The organism is Lysinibacillus zambalensis (assembly GCF_040183165.1).
Classification (GTDB): domain Bacteria; phylum Bacillota; class Bacilli; order Bacillales_A; family Planococcaceae; genus Lysinibacillus; species Lysinibacillus zambalensis.
Genome location: NZ_JBEGDG010000002.1, coordinates 34,799 through 51,646, shown reverse-complemented (window position 1 = coordinate 51,646; position 16,848 = coordinate 34,799). Strand labels below are relative to the sequence as shown.

The following is a 16,848-nucleotide window of genomic DNA, read 5'->3' as shown; positions in this document are numbered from 1 at the left end:
GTTAGTGAAATAATGCAAGGAAGATGTAAAGGATAAACCCACTATCTCTTTTTGATCCGTAGGGCCCTTATCTTTTAGAAAAACAACTTTCCAGCTGCGCAGTACAACGATACTATTCAATAGAAAAAGATCTTCCACAATCGGGCGCAATTCTTGAAAAAGAATAGGCGCCAATTTTTTATTTAAGAGCACTTTAATTTAATAGGGAAAGAAGATATTATACCTGCAAAATAAACATCTATATTTTTATTTCTTTTTTTCTAGGATATTTTTTAATGGCTTTTGAAGTACGTCCATCATGGCAGCGATGATAGCTGTTGCTAATATCCCTATTAGTCCAAGTGCTATTGGACCTGCTGGGTCATCACCCGTGAACATGGCATACACTCTTAAGTAAACTATTGCTAATAAAATTAAGATAATAATTGTAAAAGCGCATTTTTTTATCACCTTCAAGGATTTAAGGGATAACTCCGAAAAAGTGTTGTTACTATCGATATAACTCAATAGTTTATATGCTTGATACAAAGCTACAGAAAATGTAATGCATACTCCATACGCGCATATTAACAACGGATATATCGAGTAATCTCCTGGACGCACTATAGCATCTCTTCTGGCTGCTTCAGGCAACAAAACTATACACACGGCAAGTACCGCAATTCCAATAAGAAAAGCAACAACCTTTAAGAAAAAAGTTGAACCTAGTTTACCATTCATTTAAAACACCTCACTGATTTAATGATTCTATGATTTTAATATAATTTTTATCGATTATCAATAAATTTATTTTGTTTTTTATTATATTTTTATTGTTTTAAATATTGATTTGATTGTTATGTGGGAATCATACTTGAATTATTGTAAATTTTATTATGAAGTAACCTAACAATCGTGCGCAATTCTGCAGCAAGAATTGTGCTTTTTCTATTTGAAAAGGTTAGATTGGAAATCGAAAAAGGTTTCTGATAAATAGAAGGAGAAATATACATAGATGGCTTGCAAAACCAATGCCTTATAAAATTAGCGAGGCAAAATGAAGCCGAAGAATGTTTTTTGGAAGCATTGAATCTGTTAAATGAATTAGAGTGGAAAGCCTCTAGTGAAAATCCTGATGTATAAGAAAAGAATAAAAGAAGAGTATAGGTTTATTCAACAATCGGGCGCATTTCTTTAATAAGGAGTGTGTCTTTTTCCATTTATGGGTCAAATTGTGGAGGAAAGCAGTCTATCTAAAGGGATTAAACACAGCATTAAACTATTAGGATAAATTAGTTCTATTACCTATAAGAATAAGCTTTTTCAAAAAATCACTTTACAAAGTATATGAATAGTGTAAAAAGACACTAAATATAACTTATTAAGATAAGTGGAGTGGGATTATGAAGAAGACGATTGTTTTAGGTATATTGGTTGTTAGTTTATCGGTAAATGTGTAACGGAGCTTTCCGAAAGGGTTGGAATTACTATGGCGAATCTTTCTATTCTGAAAAATGGGAAAGCAAAAGCGGTTCGTTTTGCAACATTAGAAGCGATATGTAAGACTTTGGATTGTCAGCCAGGTGATGTTTTGGAGTACAAAGTTGACGAAGACACTCAATAAAAAGTAAAACAAAAACCATTGGGTCATACTCTTACCATAAAAAATGGTGAGGTGCTGAAATTGGATGAAAATATTAAAAGATCTTATTGTAATTGAAAAAGAAAAGATTTTTGCCTTTTTAAATAAAAATGTAAATCTTGAAATTGTTCCGATAAATCTCGAAATGATTCCGATAAATTGTTTTAGACCCAATCAAACGAACTAGCTTCGTTCGATTGGGTATTCTAGTAAGGACTCGATAACATGTTTTAATTGAAAAATAGGAGATTGTTGACTTTCGTTCTTCTTGTAAATAAAGACAGTTTCGATGATTTTGTTTAGTTGTGGCAAATTGTAATAGTGAATGTTGGAATAGTTATATAGGTCAATTAGTTTCGTATTTAACACAGCTATCGTGTTGTCTATTTGTAGGAAATCAAGGATACTACTTACCGATTTTATTTCTTTCATTGTAAATGGCACTTGATTCTTATTTAACCACTCCACCATTGCACGCGTATACATACAGCCTCTGCTCAACACCAGTAATGTAATAGGTGAACCTTTCTCAAAACTAATAATATGTGAGTTGTTCGAAATGACTTCGAATGTTTCTAATGCAATCCTGTCATAATTTAAATCAGGGTAGTGTTTAATAGGATTACTTGTTAGTGCACAATCCGCTTCAGCATTATGTATTTTTTCATTTAAGGAAGTGCTTGATTCCACAGTGAAATCGACATCTAACGGAATATTATTGATCTGTAAGGCATTCATAATGGAAGCGCCATAAATTTTAATCGTTGTATGGGAAGTGCCGAAGTTAATTTTTGAATTTGTTTGTGCCGAACCGATTTCTTTTAAAAATTCATCGTACTCCTGTGTCATTAACTTTAAAAATTTTAAATATTGTGTCCCTACATTCGTAATCTTCAAGCCTTGCGGTGTACGCTTAAACACTTCCTGACCAATTTCTGTCTCCATTTTCTTTACTTTAGAGGTTAAGGCGGATTGCGTATAATTCGTTATTTCAGCGGATTTACTAAGGTTTTGCCTCTCCAAAATCTCGATTTTTAATGCTATTTCTTCTATGTTCATGTTTGTTTGTCACACACCTATTAAATTTTTTGATAGCCACTATCACTTTCCTCCATTTTACGCATTCATAGGGGAGGCGTAAACTCAAATATGTAATCAGTGTAAGAACATTGGAGGAATTTTTATGAATACATATTTTAAATGGGTCATCGTTTTAGTAGCTACGTTGTCTCAAACTGCGGCAACTTTTGTGACGTACGGCATGGGGCCAATCGCTACATTTTATCAAATAGAATGGAATTTATCCTCGCTACAAACAGGCTTTATCGTTTCTGCGGTTAATATTGGGCCAATCTTCTCGATGATTCTGTTCGGCTATTTTATGGATAAAAAAGGGGAGAAACAAATCATCGCTTGGGGTTCGATATTATTAGGACTCTCGGCTTTACTACTCATGTTGGTCAATAATTATGTAGTGTTATTATTTTTATTATTAATCGTAGGGGTATGGTACGGCAGTGCGCAAACCGGGGGGAGCACTGCCATCGTGAAATGGTTTCCAGACAAACATCGTGGGTTGGCGATCGGCATTCGACAAACAGGTATTCCAATCGGAGGAGCGCTAGCATCAGTCATTCTCACATATATGTACCATCATTATAGCCTGTCATCGGTTCATCTTGTGCAAGGATTCGTAGCAATTGCTGGTGGATTACTCTTTTTACTAATTTATCAGGAGCCTAAAGAACGTGTAGCAGTAGCTACAACGTCTGTTACTTTTAAAGAGAAGCTCATGGCTATTAAAAATAATAAAGTTTTATATCCAATCTATATTGTAGGAATCGTGATGATGACTTTACAAATGATCCTCGTTGCCCATTTTATGAGTTATTTACATCAAGAGGGAGGTTATTCCTTAACGGAAGCGGGGCAATATTTAAGCCTTATTTTAATCGGTGGGATGATTGGAAGGATAGCTATTGCTTGGATTAGTGATCAATTTTTTGCACAGAAGCGGGAATATTTTTTAATGATCGTAATGGTTAGTGCAGTTATTCTTACAGTCATATTGCCGTATATGATACATGCGAAATTGTTGATGCTATTATTTAGTTTTATTTTAGGATTCATAGCACTTGGCTGGTATTCATTATTTATCGCCTGCGTGACCGAGCAATCGAATCCACAATATGTGGGTCTAACTGTGAGTGCTGCTTTGACGCTAAATCAATTTTTTATCGTCATTGCTCCTACATTATTTGGATTCATGGTCACTTGTTTCTCAAGTTATCAATTGGCCTTGGATATTGTCGCAGCTTTTGTAGCGCTAGGTGCAATTAATTTACATAGGTCAACTAAAACTACAAAGATCAGTTCAGAAATCCTGTAACAAATAAAATGAGTGACGTAGATTATTCGGTTCACATTCAGTTCATAAACTTGTTGTATTATCCGTTTATAGACAAATTTCTATAAAACTGATGGTAATGAATGAGGGAGGAATAGTATTGGGGAATGTGAATAGAATGAAAAGCCCGTTAGAGAATAGTGAGTGGGCTATTGAAGCACGTGGCCTAGTCAAACATTTTGGAGAAAATCGGGCTGTTGATGGTGTCGATCTAAACGTCCGCGCTGGCACTATCTATGGTGTACTTGGTCCTAATGGAGCGGGAAAGACAACGACTATTAGAATGCTAGCGACTCTTCTAAAAGCAGATGCTGGTTCGGCACAAATATTCGGTTATGACATAGTGAAAGAGCCACATATTGTACGTCAATTAATTGGCGTCACAGGTCAGTATGCTTCAGTTGACGAGTCACTTAGTGCAACGGAAAATTTAATTATTTTCTCTCGTTTGCTAGGATTGGGACGTACTGAGGCCCGAAATAAGGCTGCTGAATTACTGGAAGAGTTCGGATTATCAGAAGCAGCTAAACGGCCTTTGAAAAATTTCTCAGGAGGTATGCGTCGTCGTCTGGATTTGGCAGCCAGTCTGATCGCACAGCCACCCTTAATTTTCTTAGATGAGCCGACGACTGGGCTAGATCCACGTACACGTAATCAAATGTGGGATACGATTCGTCGTTTAGTAGATACAGGGTCAACTGTATTGTTAACGACACAGTATTTGCAAGAGGTAGATGAGCTGGCAGATCGGCTTGCGGTTATAGATCATGGGCGCGTTGTTGCGGAAGGGACAGTCGATGAGCTAAAAGCATCTGTTGGTACTTCATCCTTACATTTGAGCATTCAAAATACACAGGAAATGTTGGCTGCTCGTGAAACAGTAGAACACATTCTTCAAGTCAAAACAACCATTTCACAGGATATCGGGAAAATTACTGCCCCAATGGCAGATATTGATCTAGTTACGGATTTATTGATTGCCCTTCGTCAAAAAGGAATTCAACTTGACGAGTTCAGTGTACAGAAACCGACCTTAGATGAAGTATTTTTAACAATCACCGGTAACAGTGTGAATGAAAATGGTCCTCAACTAGAGGAGGAAAGAGTATGAAAAGTAATACGATAAAACCACTAGTTGGACGTAGATTGTTACGCAAGCCGAGTATCAACCAATCGATAAGAAATTCGCTTACGATGGCCTACCGAGGTGTCCTGAAAATTCGCCGTACGCCAGAGCAGTTGTTTGATGTAACGCTTCAGCCGATCATTTTCACGCTGATGTTCACCTACATATTTGGGGGAGCCATTTCGGGAAATGTACAAAACTATTTGCCAGTCATTATTCCAGGAATTCTCGTGCAGACTGTCATCACTACCTCAATCGTTACAGGTGTTCAATTACGGGAAGATATGGATAAAGGAGTGTTCGACCGATTTAAATCATTACCGATCGCACGCATTGCGCCATTGGCAGGGGCATTATTGGCCGATACCATTCGTTATACAATTGCAACGGTACTTACTTTTACTATGGGATATATTATGGGGTATCGACCAGAAGGTGGATTGGAACACGTAGTACTTGCAGGGCTTTTAGTCATTGTCTGTGCCTGGGCCATTAGCTGGATATTTGCCTTCTTTGGTGTAATTGCTCGAACAGCTTCAAGTGTACAGGGAATTTCGATGCTTGTATTGTTTCCACTAACATTTCTTTCGAATGCTTTTGTTCCAGCAGAAACTTTGCCAGATTTCCTACAATGGTTTGTGAAAATTAATCCTATTTCGCATCTCGTGACGGCTGTCAGAGAACTGACGAATTCAGGAACAATAGGCTGGGATTTATCGGCCTCACTTATTGGTGCTGCTGTGGTTGTCGCCATCTTTGCACCACTAACAGTGAAAGCGTATATGCGTAGAACATAAAAAAATCTTTAATGAGTGTGTTTTGACAATTAATTGCTCAAAACACACTTTTTTATTTCTTAGGAGCTAAAGTTATAAGTGTTATTGATTCCAATAATAGGATAAAATGAAGGGAAAAGGAATAAGTTCAACAAACGGAGGAATGCAATGATGGATAATGAAAAAAGTTCGATTTGGATTGACGCAAGTATTGCTACAGTTTGGCGGGCTGTTACAGAGGAGGCGCAATTGTCACAATGGTACGCTCCGAATTCAACTTGGGAAATCCCTAAATTAGAGCCTGGAGAAGAGATTGTTTTCACGTTACTGCCGAATGAACAGAATCAGCTTGCAGAGAAATTGCCAATGGTGTTGACGATCAAACATGTAACGCCAAATCGAGAATTTTCATTTTACTTAGGAATAGAAGAATCACTGATCTCTATTTTATTAGAGGAAAAACAAAGTGGCACCAAGGTCACCTTTAATACGAGCGGTTACGAGGATTCTCTTGCTAATTTAAAAGCTTTAGTGGAGAGTGATATCCTTTAACATATAAGTTTCATGAAGAAATTGATTTTTTCATGAAACTTTTTTATTGTTCAGCAGTCTAACAGTAAATGCTTTTATGGGGGCGAGCAACATGTTAAAAGAACAGAAGGACGCTCACTTATCTAGAGCTATGACAATGTACGGAGATTATTTACTGCGAGTATGCTATACATATGTTCAAGATTGGACAGTGGCTGAGGATTTGGTTCAAGACACATTTGTTAACTATTATGAGAAGATGGAGCAATTCCGTGAAGAAGCTTCCGTCAAAACCTACTTATATCGCATTGCCATTAACAAGTGTCATAGTTATCTTTCAAGCTGGCGCTATAAAAAAATAAAAGTCATTGATTACTGGAGCAAATTAAAGAGCCTATCCGATAATCCTGAAGAGGAAATATTGATGGGAGAGACGGATGCACTGCTAGTAGCATCGATTGAACAACTTCCGACGAAATACAAAGATGTACTACTTCTATTTCACTTTGCAGAGTTTTCTTTAAAGGACGTCGCAGAACTGCTAAAGCTACCAGTAAATACGGTGAAGACACGATTAAGGCGAGCGCGTCAAATGGTTGGCTTCACGCTATTGGAGGAGGGTTTCGAATATGGATCAGATTCGTAATGCCATCAACAAAATGTATAAGGAAGGTAAATTCTCTGACGAAAGCCAAGTAAAAACGTTTCAAAAAATTAATCAAAAAAAGAATAAGCAAACACCATTCATCCCGATTATCCTAACAGTAGTCGTAACAGCTTGTCTGATCATGGGCTTAAAAATGATGCTCTTCCAACATGATAGCCAACCAATGACGACGGTGCTTACAGATTCAAATCTTTATCCAGAAAAGTCTGGAAGGGTGAAAGACTATAGCTCATTAGCACGACCATGGATGGTAGTAGGATTAGTAAGTGTTGTCTTGTTATTTATTTTCGCAATATTTGCTTTCATGAAAGATTGGTTTTGGCGTGTATTACTATGTATCATCATTATTATTGCCATTTTAGGGAATATGTCTGAACGAATTGGCTATCGAGTGTATGTACAGAATGAGGCGGAAATTCAAAATGCTATAAAGTGGATACCATTTCCTGATGATGTGAAAATGAATGATACAATAACGATTCGTCAATATAGAATGGGTTATTTTTCAAAGGATCGCCTTCAAGGAATATCGATTTTCAAACATGATGGAAAAGGCTATGCACTGGATCACTATATCCAGAGTGAAGTAGATACCATGGATGCTGTTTATTTGAAAGACATTCACAAACTTGTTATTCCATTACTGAACAATCATAACGTTGAAAAATTAATAATAGACACTGGAGACGAGCGTATTGAGAAAGCAGTCGATTCGAATGATGCGCAATTAGTATCAGTCCCTCTTAAATCAGAAATAGCGGTGATACATGCATTGGATTATGAAGGAAATACGTATATTCTTTATAATGCTTCACAAATATTTACCTATCCTTATTCAAAATACTAGTGCACTTTTTTGAAAGGTGACATATCCATTATATAAATACTCACTACGTCTTAGGTCTTAGAGTAATTTAAAGCGGAGGGTCGTTTTTATATATGACAGTTCCTATATAATGAATTTATTGGAATATTATATAGTAGGAGGAAATTACATTGAAAAAATTTATGGGACTTGGTTTGGTTATAAGCGCCTCATTAATTGCTTTATCGGGGTGTAACTCAGTCATACCAGGCAAAACCAAAGATGAAACGATCCTAGTGGAAAAGGATAAAGCGGAGAAGTTAGATGTTGATTTACAATTTGGTATTGGAGAAATAACAGTTAAAAAGGGTGCCGACGATTGGGTTGAAGGTACTGCTCAATACAATATCGATAAACTAGCACCGAAAGTAAAATATGATTTACGCGGCCAGACAGGAAAAGTAACGATTGAACATAAAAATTCTACTAACGTGCGTTTAGGGAAAATAAAAAATATATGGGATATCGAACTGAATGATGATATTCCTATGAATCTTTCAATCGAAACAGGAGCATCGGATGCAGAGCTAGATTTACAAGGGTTGCAGCTGGAAAAACTAAATATTGAAACAGGCGTTGGCGATCTCGATGTGAATTTAGGAGGCGATTGGAAAAAAAGCTTCGAAGCGGATATTGAAACAGGTGTTGGGGACACTACTGTCATATTACCATCAAAAGTTGGGGTAAAGCTTACGACGGAAAAAGGTCTCGGTACATCCAATATAGAAGGTTTCATTTCCAAAGGCAAAGGGGTTTATGTAAACGAAGCGTATGATAAAGCAGATGTAAAAATAGAGGTCAACTCGGAAATCGGAGTTGGCGACATTACATTTAAATTGGATAAATAAAGAAATTTTTAGTAGGCTACTTTATATGAAGTAGTCTATTTTTTTTCGTAGATACATAGGGACGGATTGAAAGATTAAAGAGCGAGATGGAAGTGCCAAAGTCGTGGATAGAGCGATCAAAATCATGGATAGAACAGTCAAAGTCATGGATAGAGCGATCAAAATCGTGGATAGAACAGTCAAGGTCGTGGATAGAGCGAATAAAATGCACGATAGAAGAACCGAAGTGACGGCGCCTGCTTGGAGTCACTTATTTTATTTTTAAAAAGAATTTTATCAAAGTGAAACCTTTTCATAGAGTTATTGACTCTAAGTATTGAAAGGAGGGAACAGCGTGGAACATGACTTATCAATTGTCAAACAGGCTATTGCGGGGAATAAGGAAGCGTTTGAGCAGCTACTCATTTTAGAGGAAGAAAAATTATTTTATACTGCGCTTTCTTATGTTGGTCAAAAAGAGGATGCTTTGGATGCGATTCAAGAAGCAGCGTGTAAAGCCTTTCTAACCGTTCATCAGCTAAAGCATCCAGAATTTTTTTCTACATGGCTGTTTCGAATTTTAATACATGAGTGCTACCGATTGCTTAAGAAAGGGCAGAAAATCATGCCCTATGAAGAAAGTGAATTATTAAATCGTTTACAGGAGCAAGAAAATGTTATTGCAAATCCAATCGATTTATCGGAATCCATACAGCAATTGAATCATTCTCAGCAAATGGCCATCATTTTATTTTATTATCACGATTTACCGATTAAAGAGATAGCAGAAGTAATGGAAAAGCCTGTTAGCACTATTAAAACGTATTTGCATCGTGGAAAAAAACAATTAAAGCGTGAATTAGAAAGGAGTGCAACGTTGAATGAAAAAGCTATTTAATGAAAACGGTCCCCTTCCGGAATTCCCAAGAGATGAGGTACGAGCAGCAATTAGCAAAGGAATCCAACAAGCAGAGGAGCAAACTAAAATGAGTCAAGTCCCTATTCAAATGAAAAGAAAAAGTAAACGTAAACGTAAACCGTTATTATATGTAGCAAGTGCGGCAGCAGCATTTTGTATTATGGTAGGTTCAGCCGCTTATGTATCACCAACATTCGCAAGTACATTATCACAGCTACCAATCGTCGGTTCAGTATTCAGTAACTCTGGCTTCCTTGGGCTAAAACAAGCAAGTGAACAAGGGTTAACAAGCACTATTGGAGAAAAACAAACAATTAACGGTATTTCCGTAACGATTGATGAAGTCCTTTATGACGCGTCAAATATTACGGTAGGACTTACAATTTATTCTGAAAAGGAATTAAGTGATTATTACTTCGGGGCAGGACCAGACTTTATGATAAATGGTACAAACCCTGAAGTGAGTTCTGGTGGCTATGGTGAAAAAGTTATAAGTCCAACGGTCCGTACAGGCATCGCAACATTAGAAGTGAAGGAGGATATGCCGGATTCCTTTGAAATGGGCTTAACATTAGAAGGTAAAGAAGGGGAAAAGTTGGAATTTTTAGTTCCTGTTAAAAAGATTACGAATACTATTTATGTTCCTGTCAATCATCAGCAACAAGCAGAGGGCATTCAACTAGATGTGTCCAAAATTTCATTCAGCCCATCAGGTATAGCACTTGACTTTAAAGCTACTGAAAAGGGTACAATTGATAATGCTCAAGTAGGCGCATCGTTTATAGAATTCCGTATTACCGATCAGAATGGCAAGGAGATTACATCGCATTCAGGTGGGGGAGAAGGTCATTTCGATAAAGGAGTATGGAACTTTAGTAGCACCAAGTCCTTTGACCCGATTTCAGAGGATGTTCAAAAATTAATGATTACACCGTATTTAATGCTTCCTTCTGGTGGAGGCGGTGTACAATTTGATAAGAATGGCGCAGAAACAAAGATACCATTCGATCCGTCATCACTAAAAGAAGTAAAGTTCCAACCATTTACCGTAGAAGTACCAAAGCAAACTAAATAAACAGTCAAGCGCCAAATGCAACCTTTGTATTTGGCGTTTATTTTATGTTAGGTTATAGGGAGCAAGTGTAATGAAGGAGCGAATATATTGAAGATTTTTACATACAAACAACTAGCGGCAATTGAATCGACAGAGTTAGTAGCAATCGTTAATGAAGCGGGGGAAGTATCGTCTACTGTTCAACGTGTTTATTCAAACGGATTGAAAAAGGTGTTTGACCGCACGATGGACTATCGCTATTTTGTACGTTTTGATGTGAGCGATGTCGCTGGTCAGGCTCTTTTTACATGTAAGAAGATGTCGCGACGTGGGCGAGTGCATTTTCGAGGGAAGGATTTTGTTACAGGCAAAGAATATATGATTGCCTATGATGGCTGGCAAATTATGATTCCTGATTTAATCATCACGGATGGCGTCCAACAAATAAAACTGAACAAGGAAATGGAGGACTGGTCGGTATTTTCTCTTGATGATCAACCGATTGCTCGTTGGCAGGCAGTTTTTTGTGAGACGCATTTTGAGATTACGCTGCAAATTGAAGATAACAGCCCTATACAGCATGAAGCCTTTTTTATTGCGATCGGACAGGCCGTGTTGTTTGTAGGAGCGTAATTGTTGGCAGATGTCGATAAATTTGAAAAAGTGTCCGATAAACTGAAATAGTTGGGTGATAAAATGAGAAAGGTGGGCGATAAATCTAAAAAGTTAGGCGATAAATCTAAAATATTACGCGATAATTAAAAAATAGCCCTGAATAAAGTTTGATTAACTTGATATGAGAACATATATAAAGAGCGTGTTTTAAATTAATCAAAACACGCTCTTTATTACAGTATGTAGCCCTCAGGTCATTTTGATTTGAAGTGCCAACAGCTGCTCCAGCCCATCTTTTAATGGGGGTAGTGCCTCTCGGGCTGCCTCTTCAAGTTCCTCTATGCTACCGAAAATCCGGCATATTACCATTTCACATTCATAAATCTCTTTGCCTTTCAGCGCATCGAATAGTGCCTGGGAAAGCTCAAGACTATCAATGGTTAGATTTTTGACTAGCGTACCTTCATCAACCCCTCCAAGCAAAATGGATACAATTACCGGCATATGCTCCGCAATTACGCCGTGCGCCTCAATAAACGCCTCTGCATAGCCATCATGTGCTAACTGATGCTCTGTATCTACCATTTCAATATAGCGACAGACCAACGGAAAATAAGCCTTGCTGTACAAGCCTAGTCCCAATACCGCATAAGTGCCTGGCATGACCGATTCCTCACTAGGCTCCACATCCCCATACCATGCGAACTCTTCCATAGCTGTTTCCACATATTCTGCAAGCTTCGGAAACAAAGTAGGGTAGCAAAGTGCATTCGCAAAAAATTGATGTAGCTCGGACTTCGCCAGTTCCGTCACAGGAAGGAAGTTCTTTTGGCTACTCTCGAGTTTTAGCAGATAACTTTTGGAAAAACCTTGCTTCAAAAGATTGATAATGTAATCTAGCGCTTCTTTATATGCTAGTTCTTCTTCGGAGAGAATTCGGATTTGAATTGTTTGTGTAATATCGTTGTTTCTGCCTTCTATCAGCTCTCCACGATATGTACGAACAAATTTTCCACTTCCTTCTTTTAAATAAATAGCAGCCTCCTCGGAGCCCAGTTGGACTGCCAATTCCATATATTTTTGCCGGATATCTGGCTCAGTGAAGCCAATCTGTAATGCTGCATAAAGAAAGAACTTCATCTCGCTGATGTCTACGGAAGGACGATCTTCTTTCAAAGTCCAAATCATTCCATAATGACCGGATCGGGTAAAATGCTGCAGTAAAAAGTAATCCAACGCCCAATTTTTTATCGCATAAGTATACCGACTGATCCAGTCATTTTTGAGCTCTTGTTCATGATCTAACTTGTCGGATAGACGACGAATTAACGGATCAATAACTTCCACTTCCTGTTTCATCAAATCAGGGTTGAGCAAATGATTGGCGAAAAAGAAAATGTCAATCTCTACAGGCAACACGGGCAGATCAGAAAGAATCATTGTTTGAATAAAATGATCCAGCTTCTTTTGTAGCTGAATCAACTTGGCCTCATTCAACAGCTGTTTGTTAAGCGTTAATTTCGAATTCTCCCATTCAAACTCAAACACAACTTCAAACTTGTAATCAAAGAAATCGTGTCCTTGTTCCTCCGAGCGGAACAATTCGTCTACAAGCCTGCACAAGGCAGGAAAGAACTCCTCAGTTAGAAGTTCATCGGTTAACTCCATGATGTAAGTATCCGCTCCAAATTTATTCGAGCTGGATAAAAATTTGGAGAAATCGATATAAATTTGACCTTTAGACCAAGTAAACTTGCCTTTTCTCCACGCCACCCGTAGGTAGTTGTGAACTCCAGCTTGCAACGTTCTTTGATCATTAAACTCATTGATTCTTTTACTTTCTTGTTTGTAAATTGTAGTGATTTCCTGCCATACCTTATTTAGAAAAGCTTCTACAGCCTGATTCAACGGTGTCTCCTCCTAATATTGCATTCTACTTGCTCAGTTGGATAAAAGATGTAATATTTCTTTATAGTATTGCTCTAAAATATATTTTACAAAATTTAACACGGAAAGCGAACATCTTTTTTAATAAATCTACCTTGCTCGTTAGTTGAATTATAAAAATTCCCCGAAAAAAATATCATACCTCTAAGAAAACTATAGAGGTATGATATTTCAAATAGAATCTTTTAAAGAGGGTCTGTTGTCATTCAAATATCAATTATTTCATTCGCTAATTTCTTACGACTAATCCAGTATCCTTGCAGTGTAAAGACAATGAGTGTCGCGGCTAAAAAGACGATACTCGTCATACTTAATGTGAAGAAGTCATAGTACGTCGGAGCTCCTTCGTCAATAAAGCTCAACATTCTCGTTAACGCTAATCCAAGAATTGTTCCAACTACTAGCCCGTATAATACAAATGATAACACCTGCGTTAAAATCAGCTTGATTAATCCGCTAGGGGAAAGACCAATTAGTCGTTGAATCGCATAATCGCCACGTTTTGAATAAATGGAGTGAAGCAATGTTTGCAATACGCCAAGGCAAGTAGCGGTAATCAAAATAACGAAGACGCCAACAAAAAGGCTCCAGCGTTGGAAGATCATTTCATCGTTTTGCTCGATAAATGTCTCTTTATCTGTAATTTTTAAAGCTGGCCAGCGCTCCTGTAAGAAAGTAAGGTCTGCTAATGCCTGCTCTGTATCATTTGCTTCCACCATGATGTCTGTAATTATAGTTGAATCTGATACTATAAAAGAGGACCAATCGACAAACAAATCTATATATTCATTGTAAGAATCAAAGGCTATATCAACGACCAGTAATTCACCAATTGGCACTTCATGCTGTAGTGTTTCATCAAATGTCCCCGCCATTATATGATCACCAACAGCTAATTGATGTTTTTTGGCAAGTCGTTCTGTAATGATCACCCCATTTTTTAAATCTCCTTTAAAAGCATCAAGCTTTTCTAATTGGACGTATTTTTCAACATCAATGGCCTCGAAATTACTACCTTCCCAGCCATTGTCACCTTCAAGCACAATATAAGGTGCGTTACTTCGTTCATAGGCATAGGACACGCTCGGCAATGCCTCAATTTCTTTAATCAAAGCTGGTGTAATAGTTGGATCTTCTAATTCATTATCAATTTTTATTGATGTTTCATATTGAGAGTTTATATATCTATATGAGTTTTGCTGATTCGTTTTAAATAAAGAGCTACCGAATATTAAAATGACCATTAATCCAACAATACTAAGCACAATGGGCATATTTTTTCGCACCTGTGGCATGAGCTGCTGACACGCTAAGTATGCTTCTTTGCCAAGTACAGCACGAATGGGCTTCAAGGAAATTTTGAATAGTTCTGTAAAGAGATATGGCATGATATAGAGTAAAATCCCACAGACGAGTAATGTGCCGATTAAAATCATGAGTGCCCCTTTGCCACTACTTGTCCCGACTTGATAAGCATTCGCAAATAAGAATAGGGATATGAATGCAACGATACCCATAACAATCGTTTTCCATTTTGTCCAGCGTAAATTTAAATTTTCATTTTCTGTGGCGATTTGTAAAGGTAATAGACTAGCGCTTTTATGAACTTGCCATTGTGTGATTAGTTGCAGTAATAAAAAACTTGCAATAGCAATCACGATAACAAAGATCATCGGTAAGTCAGTTTTTGCGTCTGGCATTTTCATCAACGTAATTAGCTTTGGTAGCCAACTTTTTATCACTAATAAACTGACCGATGTCCCTAGCAATACGCCAAAGCCAATGATGATAGTTAATTGCAATTGTACTATGCGTCTTACTTGCTTAGTGGATGCGCCAAGTGCACGTAATACCATAAGCTGTTCTTTAATTTTGTAAAATAATAGCTGGAAGGTTGACAGTAGTAAGACACTAGAAATAAGTAAGATAAAGAATGACAATACAATTATAAAAATTATTAATGCTTGTAAATTTCTTTTAATTTCATCGTAGTCGTTCATGATATCGACACGTAATGTGTCATCTAGCTGTTTCAAATCCGCACCAACTGAAGTAGCAACATTGTCGTTTTCCGTTTTAATGAGTGCAAACATCCCTGCAGTTTCTGCATCACTATTATCCATCCACGTTTTCAACACATCATTTTGGATCAGGATTATATTAGGACTATCTGTCCCCTTAAGAGGTGGAAGGATTTCTTGGATTGTAAAGGTACCTGTTTTTGCTTCAGCGGAGTTTCCGACTGTTTTATTGAACGTAACGTTAAATGTATCTCCGACATCCTTGTGGAAGAGACGGGCCATATTTTCAGTAATTACAACATCTTTCGGTTCAAGATTAACATTAAAATGATAGCGGCTTTTCACTAAGTCATCGTTTTCAACACCAACAGTATAAAATGATGTGTTTTTTTTATTTTCAACATTTGTATGAGCTAAGGACACACTAGAAACTTTTGTAATTCCAGGCATTGATTCGAAATTTTTGATTTGCTGTGAAGTTAACAGCCTATGTTGATCAGGATTATAACCGACCAGCAAATCCATTTCGCCATATAATGCTTGTATTTCTTCCTTCATTTGACTATTAGCATTCAATATGTAAACACTCATTGTCATGACAAGGCAAATAGAAATGGTAATAATACTTATACTCGTTAATACATTTGCCCAAGCTGCACGGAATAGCTTTAGAGCAATGGTACGCATCGTAAACATTACACATCACCTCTAGTAATCAGCTTGAACTTTGATAAAATGCAATCTAAATCCTCTACTGTTTGCTTATTTTGATAGGAATCCACAATGGCGCCATCATGGAAGAATAATACACGGTTTGCATAAGAAGCAACATAAGGGTCATGTGTCACGAGTAAAATGGTTTGATTCATTTTGTTTTGCAAGTTTACTAACAGCTCTAAAATTTCATCTGTCGTATTCACATCTAATGCACCAGTCGGTTCATCGGCCAGTAAAATTGGCGGGTTTGCTATAATGGCGCGTGCTATAGCTACTCGTTGTTTTTGACCACCAGAAAGCTCATTAGGTCGATGCTTCGCCCATGCGGCAATATTGAGTTTTTCCATCATTTGCTGTACACGCACTTTAATCTCTTTACTTGGCACATCATTAAGGATAAGGGGGAGCGCAATATTATCTTCAACTGATAAATCCTTCAACAGATGGAATGATTGAAAGATAAAGCCGATATTCTCTTTACGGAATTTCGATGCTTTTGGCTCTTTATAAATATCATGCGCTTCCTGTCCAAATAAGAATAATGCACCTTCGGTCGGTTCATCGATGGCACTAATCATATTTAGTAGTGTACTTTTACCAGAACCGCTTGTCCCCATAATGGCCACCATTTCACCTTGATAAATCGTACAATGGATATTTTTCAATGCATTGACTGTATGATGCTTTTGTTGAAAGACTTTTGACATCCCTTCAATACGTAACACTTCTGTTAAACGTCCTTCAGGGATTGGAAT

General features: G+C 37.4%; 16 protein-coding genes. 11 read left to right on the top strand and 5 right to left on the bottom strand.

What is annotated here, in order from left to right:
• Nucleotides 1-246: 246 nt before the first annotated feature.
• Nucleotides 247-720 (bottom strand): DUF2975 domain-containing protein, encoded by a 474-nt coding sequence (locus ABNX05_RS03085; protein ID WP_349658368.1) that lies wholly within the window; start codon nucleotides 718-720, stop codon nucleotides 247-249.
• 703 nt (nucleotides 721-1,423) lie between these two features.
• Here ABNX05_RS03085 and ABNX05_RS03080 point away from each other — a divergent pair.
• Nucleotides 1,424-1,603, top strand: coding sequence for a helix-turn-helix domain-containing protein (locus ABNX05_RS03080; RefSeq protein WP_349658845.1), 180 nt, complete (start codon nucleotides 1,424-1,426; stop codon nucleotides 1,601-1,603).
• Nucleotides 1,604-1,804: 201 nt separating this feature from the next.
• Here the strand turns inward: ABNX05_RS03080 and ABNX05_RS03075 are convergent, their stop codons facing one another.
• Nucleotides 1,805-2,680, bottom strand: coding sequence for a LysR family transcriptional regulator (locus tag ABNX05_RS03075; protein ID WP_349658367.1), 876 nt, complete (start codon nucleotides 2,678-2,680; stop codon nucleotides 1,805-1,807).
• A 109-nt stretch (nucleotides 2,681-2,789) separates the two neighbouring features.
• Here ABNX05_RS03075 and ABNX05_RS03070 point away from each other — a divergent pair, with 109 nt between their 5' ends.
• From ABNX05_RS03070 to ABNX05_RS03025, 10 genes are all read left to right on the top strand, one after another.
• Nucleotides 2,790-4,010, top strand: coding sequence for an MFS transporter (locus tag ABNX05_RS03070; protein ID WP_349658844.1), 1,221 nt, complete (start codon nucleotides 2,790-2,792; stop codon nucleotides 4,008-4,010).
• Nucleotides 4,011-4,146: 136 nt separating this feature from the next.
• Nucleotides 4,147-5,139, top strand: a complete 993-nt coding sequence (locus tag ABNX05_RS03065) for an ATP-binding cassette domain-containing protein (RefSeq protein ID WP_349658843.1) — start codon at nucleotides 4,147-4,149, stop codon at nucleotides 5,137-5,139.
• The gene (locus tag ABNX05_RS03060; RefSeq protein ID WP_349658366.1) at nucleotides 5,136-5,951 is read left to right on the top strand and encodes an ABC transporter permease; all 816 of its coding nucleotides are present in this window, start codon (nucleotides 5,136-5,138) and stop codon (nucleotides 5,949-5,951) included. The genes ABNX05_RS03065 and ABNX05_RS03060 overlap by 4 nt, the downstream gene beginning before the upstream one ends.
• Before the next feature lie 147 nt (nucleotides 5,952-6,098).
• On the top strand, nucleotides 6,099-6,482 hold the full coding sequence (locus tag ABNX05_RS03055) for an SRPBCC family protein (protein ID WP_349658365.1): 384 nt from the start codon (nucleotides 6,099-6,101) through the stop codon (nucleotides 6,480-6,482).
• Nucleotides 6,483-6,573: 91 nt separating this feature from the next.
• Nucleotides 6,574-7,107 (top strand): sigma-70 family RNA polymerase sigma factor, encoded by a 534-nt coding sequence (locus ABNX05_RS03050; protein ID WP_349658364.1) that lies wholly within the window; start codon nucleotides 6,574-6,576, stop codon nucleotides 7,105-7,107.
• Entirely contained in the window at nucleotides 7,091-7,975 is an 885-nt protein-coding gene (locus ABNX05_RS03045; RefSeq protein WP_349658363.1) for a hypothetical protein, read from the top strand. Before ABNX05_RS03050 ends, ABNX05_RS03045 begins: the two co-directional genes overlap by 17 nt.
• A gap of 149 nt (nucleotides 7,976-8,124) precedes the next feature.
• Nucleotides 8,125-8,841, top strand: coding sequence for a toast rack family protein (locus ABNX05_RS03040; protein ID WP_349658362.1), 717 nt, complete (start codon nucleotides 8,125-8,127; stop codon nucleotides 8,839-8,841).
• Nucleotides 8,842-9,175: 334 nt separating this feature from the next.
• Nucleotides 9,176-9,718 (top strand): sigma-70 family RNA polymerase sigma factor, encoded by a 543-nt coding sequence (locus ABNX05_RS03035; protein WP_349658361.1) that lies wholly within the window; start codon nucleotides 9,176-9,178, stop codon nucleotides 9,716-9,718.
• Nucleotides 9,702-10,814 (top strand): DUF4179 domain-containing protein, encoded by a 1,113-nt coding sequence (locus tag ABNX05_RS03030; RefSeq protein WP_349658360.1) that lies wholly within the window; start codon nucleotides 9,702-9,704, stop codon nucleotides 10,812-10,814. The genes ABNX05_RS03035 and ABNX05_RS03030 overlap by 17 nt, the downstream gene beginning before the upstream one ends.
• Before the next feature lie 87 nt (nucleotides 10,815-10,901).
• On the top strand, nucleotides 10,902-11,426 hold the full coding sequence (locus ABNX05_RS03025; RefSeq protein WP_349658359.1) for a tubby C-terminal domain-like protein: 525 nt from the start codon (nucleotides 10,902-10,904) through the stop codon (nucleotides 11,424-11,426).
• Between the two features lie 231 nt (nucleotides 11,427-11,657).
• Here ABNX05_RS03025 and ABNX05_RS03020 read toward each other — a convergent pair whose 3' ends face one another.
• From ABNX05_RS03020 to ABNX05_RS03010, 3 genes are all read right to left on the bottom strand, one after another.
• Nucleotides 11,658-13,316, bottom strand: coding sequence for a DUF6138 family protein (locus ABNX05_RS03020; protein WP_349658358.1), 1,659 nt, complete (start codon nucleotides 13,314-13,316; stop codon nucleotides 11,658-11,660).
• Nucleotides 13,317-13,561: 245 nt separating this feature from the next.
• The gene (locus tag ABNX05_RS03015) at nucleotides 13,562-16,072 is read right to left on the bottom strand and encodes an ABC transporter permease (protein ID WP_349658357.1); all 2,511 of its coding nucleotides are present in this window, start codon (nucleotides 16,070-16,072) and stop codon (nucleotides 13,562-13,564) included.
• The gene (locus ABNX05_RS03010; RefSeq protein WP_432760124.1) at nucleotides 16,072-16,800 is read right to left on the bottom strand and encodes an ABC transporter ATP-binding protein; all 729 of its coding nucleotides are present in this window, start codon (nucleotides 16,798-16,800) and stop codon (nucleotides 16,072-16,074) included. Before ABNX05_RS03010 ends, ABNX05_RS03015 begins: the two co-directional genes overlap by 1 nt.
• Between the last annotated feature and the right edge of the window lie 48 nt (nucleotides 16,801-16,848).

Bases quoted from the DNA above. Each gene is read 5' to 3' on its own strand.
- ABNX05_RS03085 (WP_349658368.1), bottom strand. From the start codon at position 720: ATGAATGGTAAACTAGGTTCAACTTTTTTCTTAAAGGTTGTTGCTTTT.
- ABNX05_RS03075 (WP_349658367.1), bottom strand. From the start codon at position 2,680: ATGAACATAGAAGAAATAGCATTAAAAATCGAGATTTTGGAGAGGCAA.
- ABNX05_RS03065 (WP_349658843.1), top strand. From the start codon at position 4,147: ATGAAAAGCCCGTTAGAGAATAGTGAGTGGGCTATTGAAGCACGTGGC.
- ABNX05_RS03060 (WP_349658366.1), top strand. From the start codon at position 5,136: ATGAAAAGTAATACGATAAAACCACTAGTTGGACGTAGATTGTTACGC.
- ABNX05_RS03055 (WP_349658365.1), top strand. From the start codon at position 6,099: ATGATGGATAATGAAAAAAGTTCGATTTGGATTGACGCAAGTATTGCT.
- ABNX05_RS03050 (WP_349658364.1), top strand. From the start codon at position 6,574: ATGTTAAAAGAACAGAAGGACGCTCACTTATCTAGAGCTATGACAATG.
- ABNX05_RS03045 (WP_349658363.1), top strand. From the start codon at position 7,091: ATGGATCAGATTCGTAATGCCATCAACAAAATGTATAAGGAAGGTAAA.
- ABNX05_RS03030 (WP_349658360.1), top strand. From the start codon at position 9,702: ATGAAAAAGCTATTTAATGAAAACGGTCCCCTTCCGGAATTCCCAAGA.
- ABNX05_RS03015 (WP_349658357.1), bottom strand. From the start codon at position 16,072: ATGTTTACGATGCGTACCATTGCTCTAAAGCTATTCCGTGCAGCTTGG.
- ABNX05_RS03010 (WP_432760124.1), bottom strand. From the start codon at position 16,800: ATGTCAAAAGTCTTTCAACAAAAGCATCATACAGTCAATGCATTGAAA.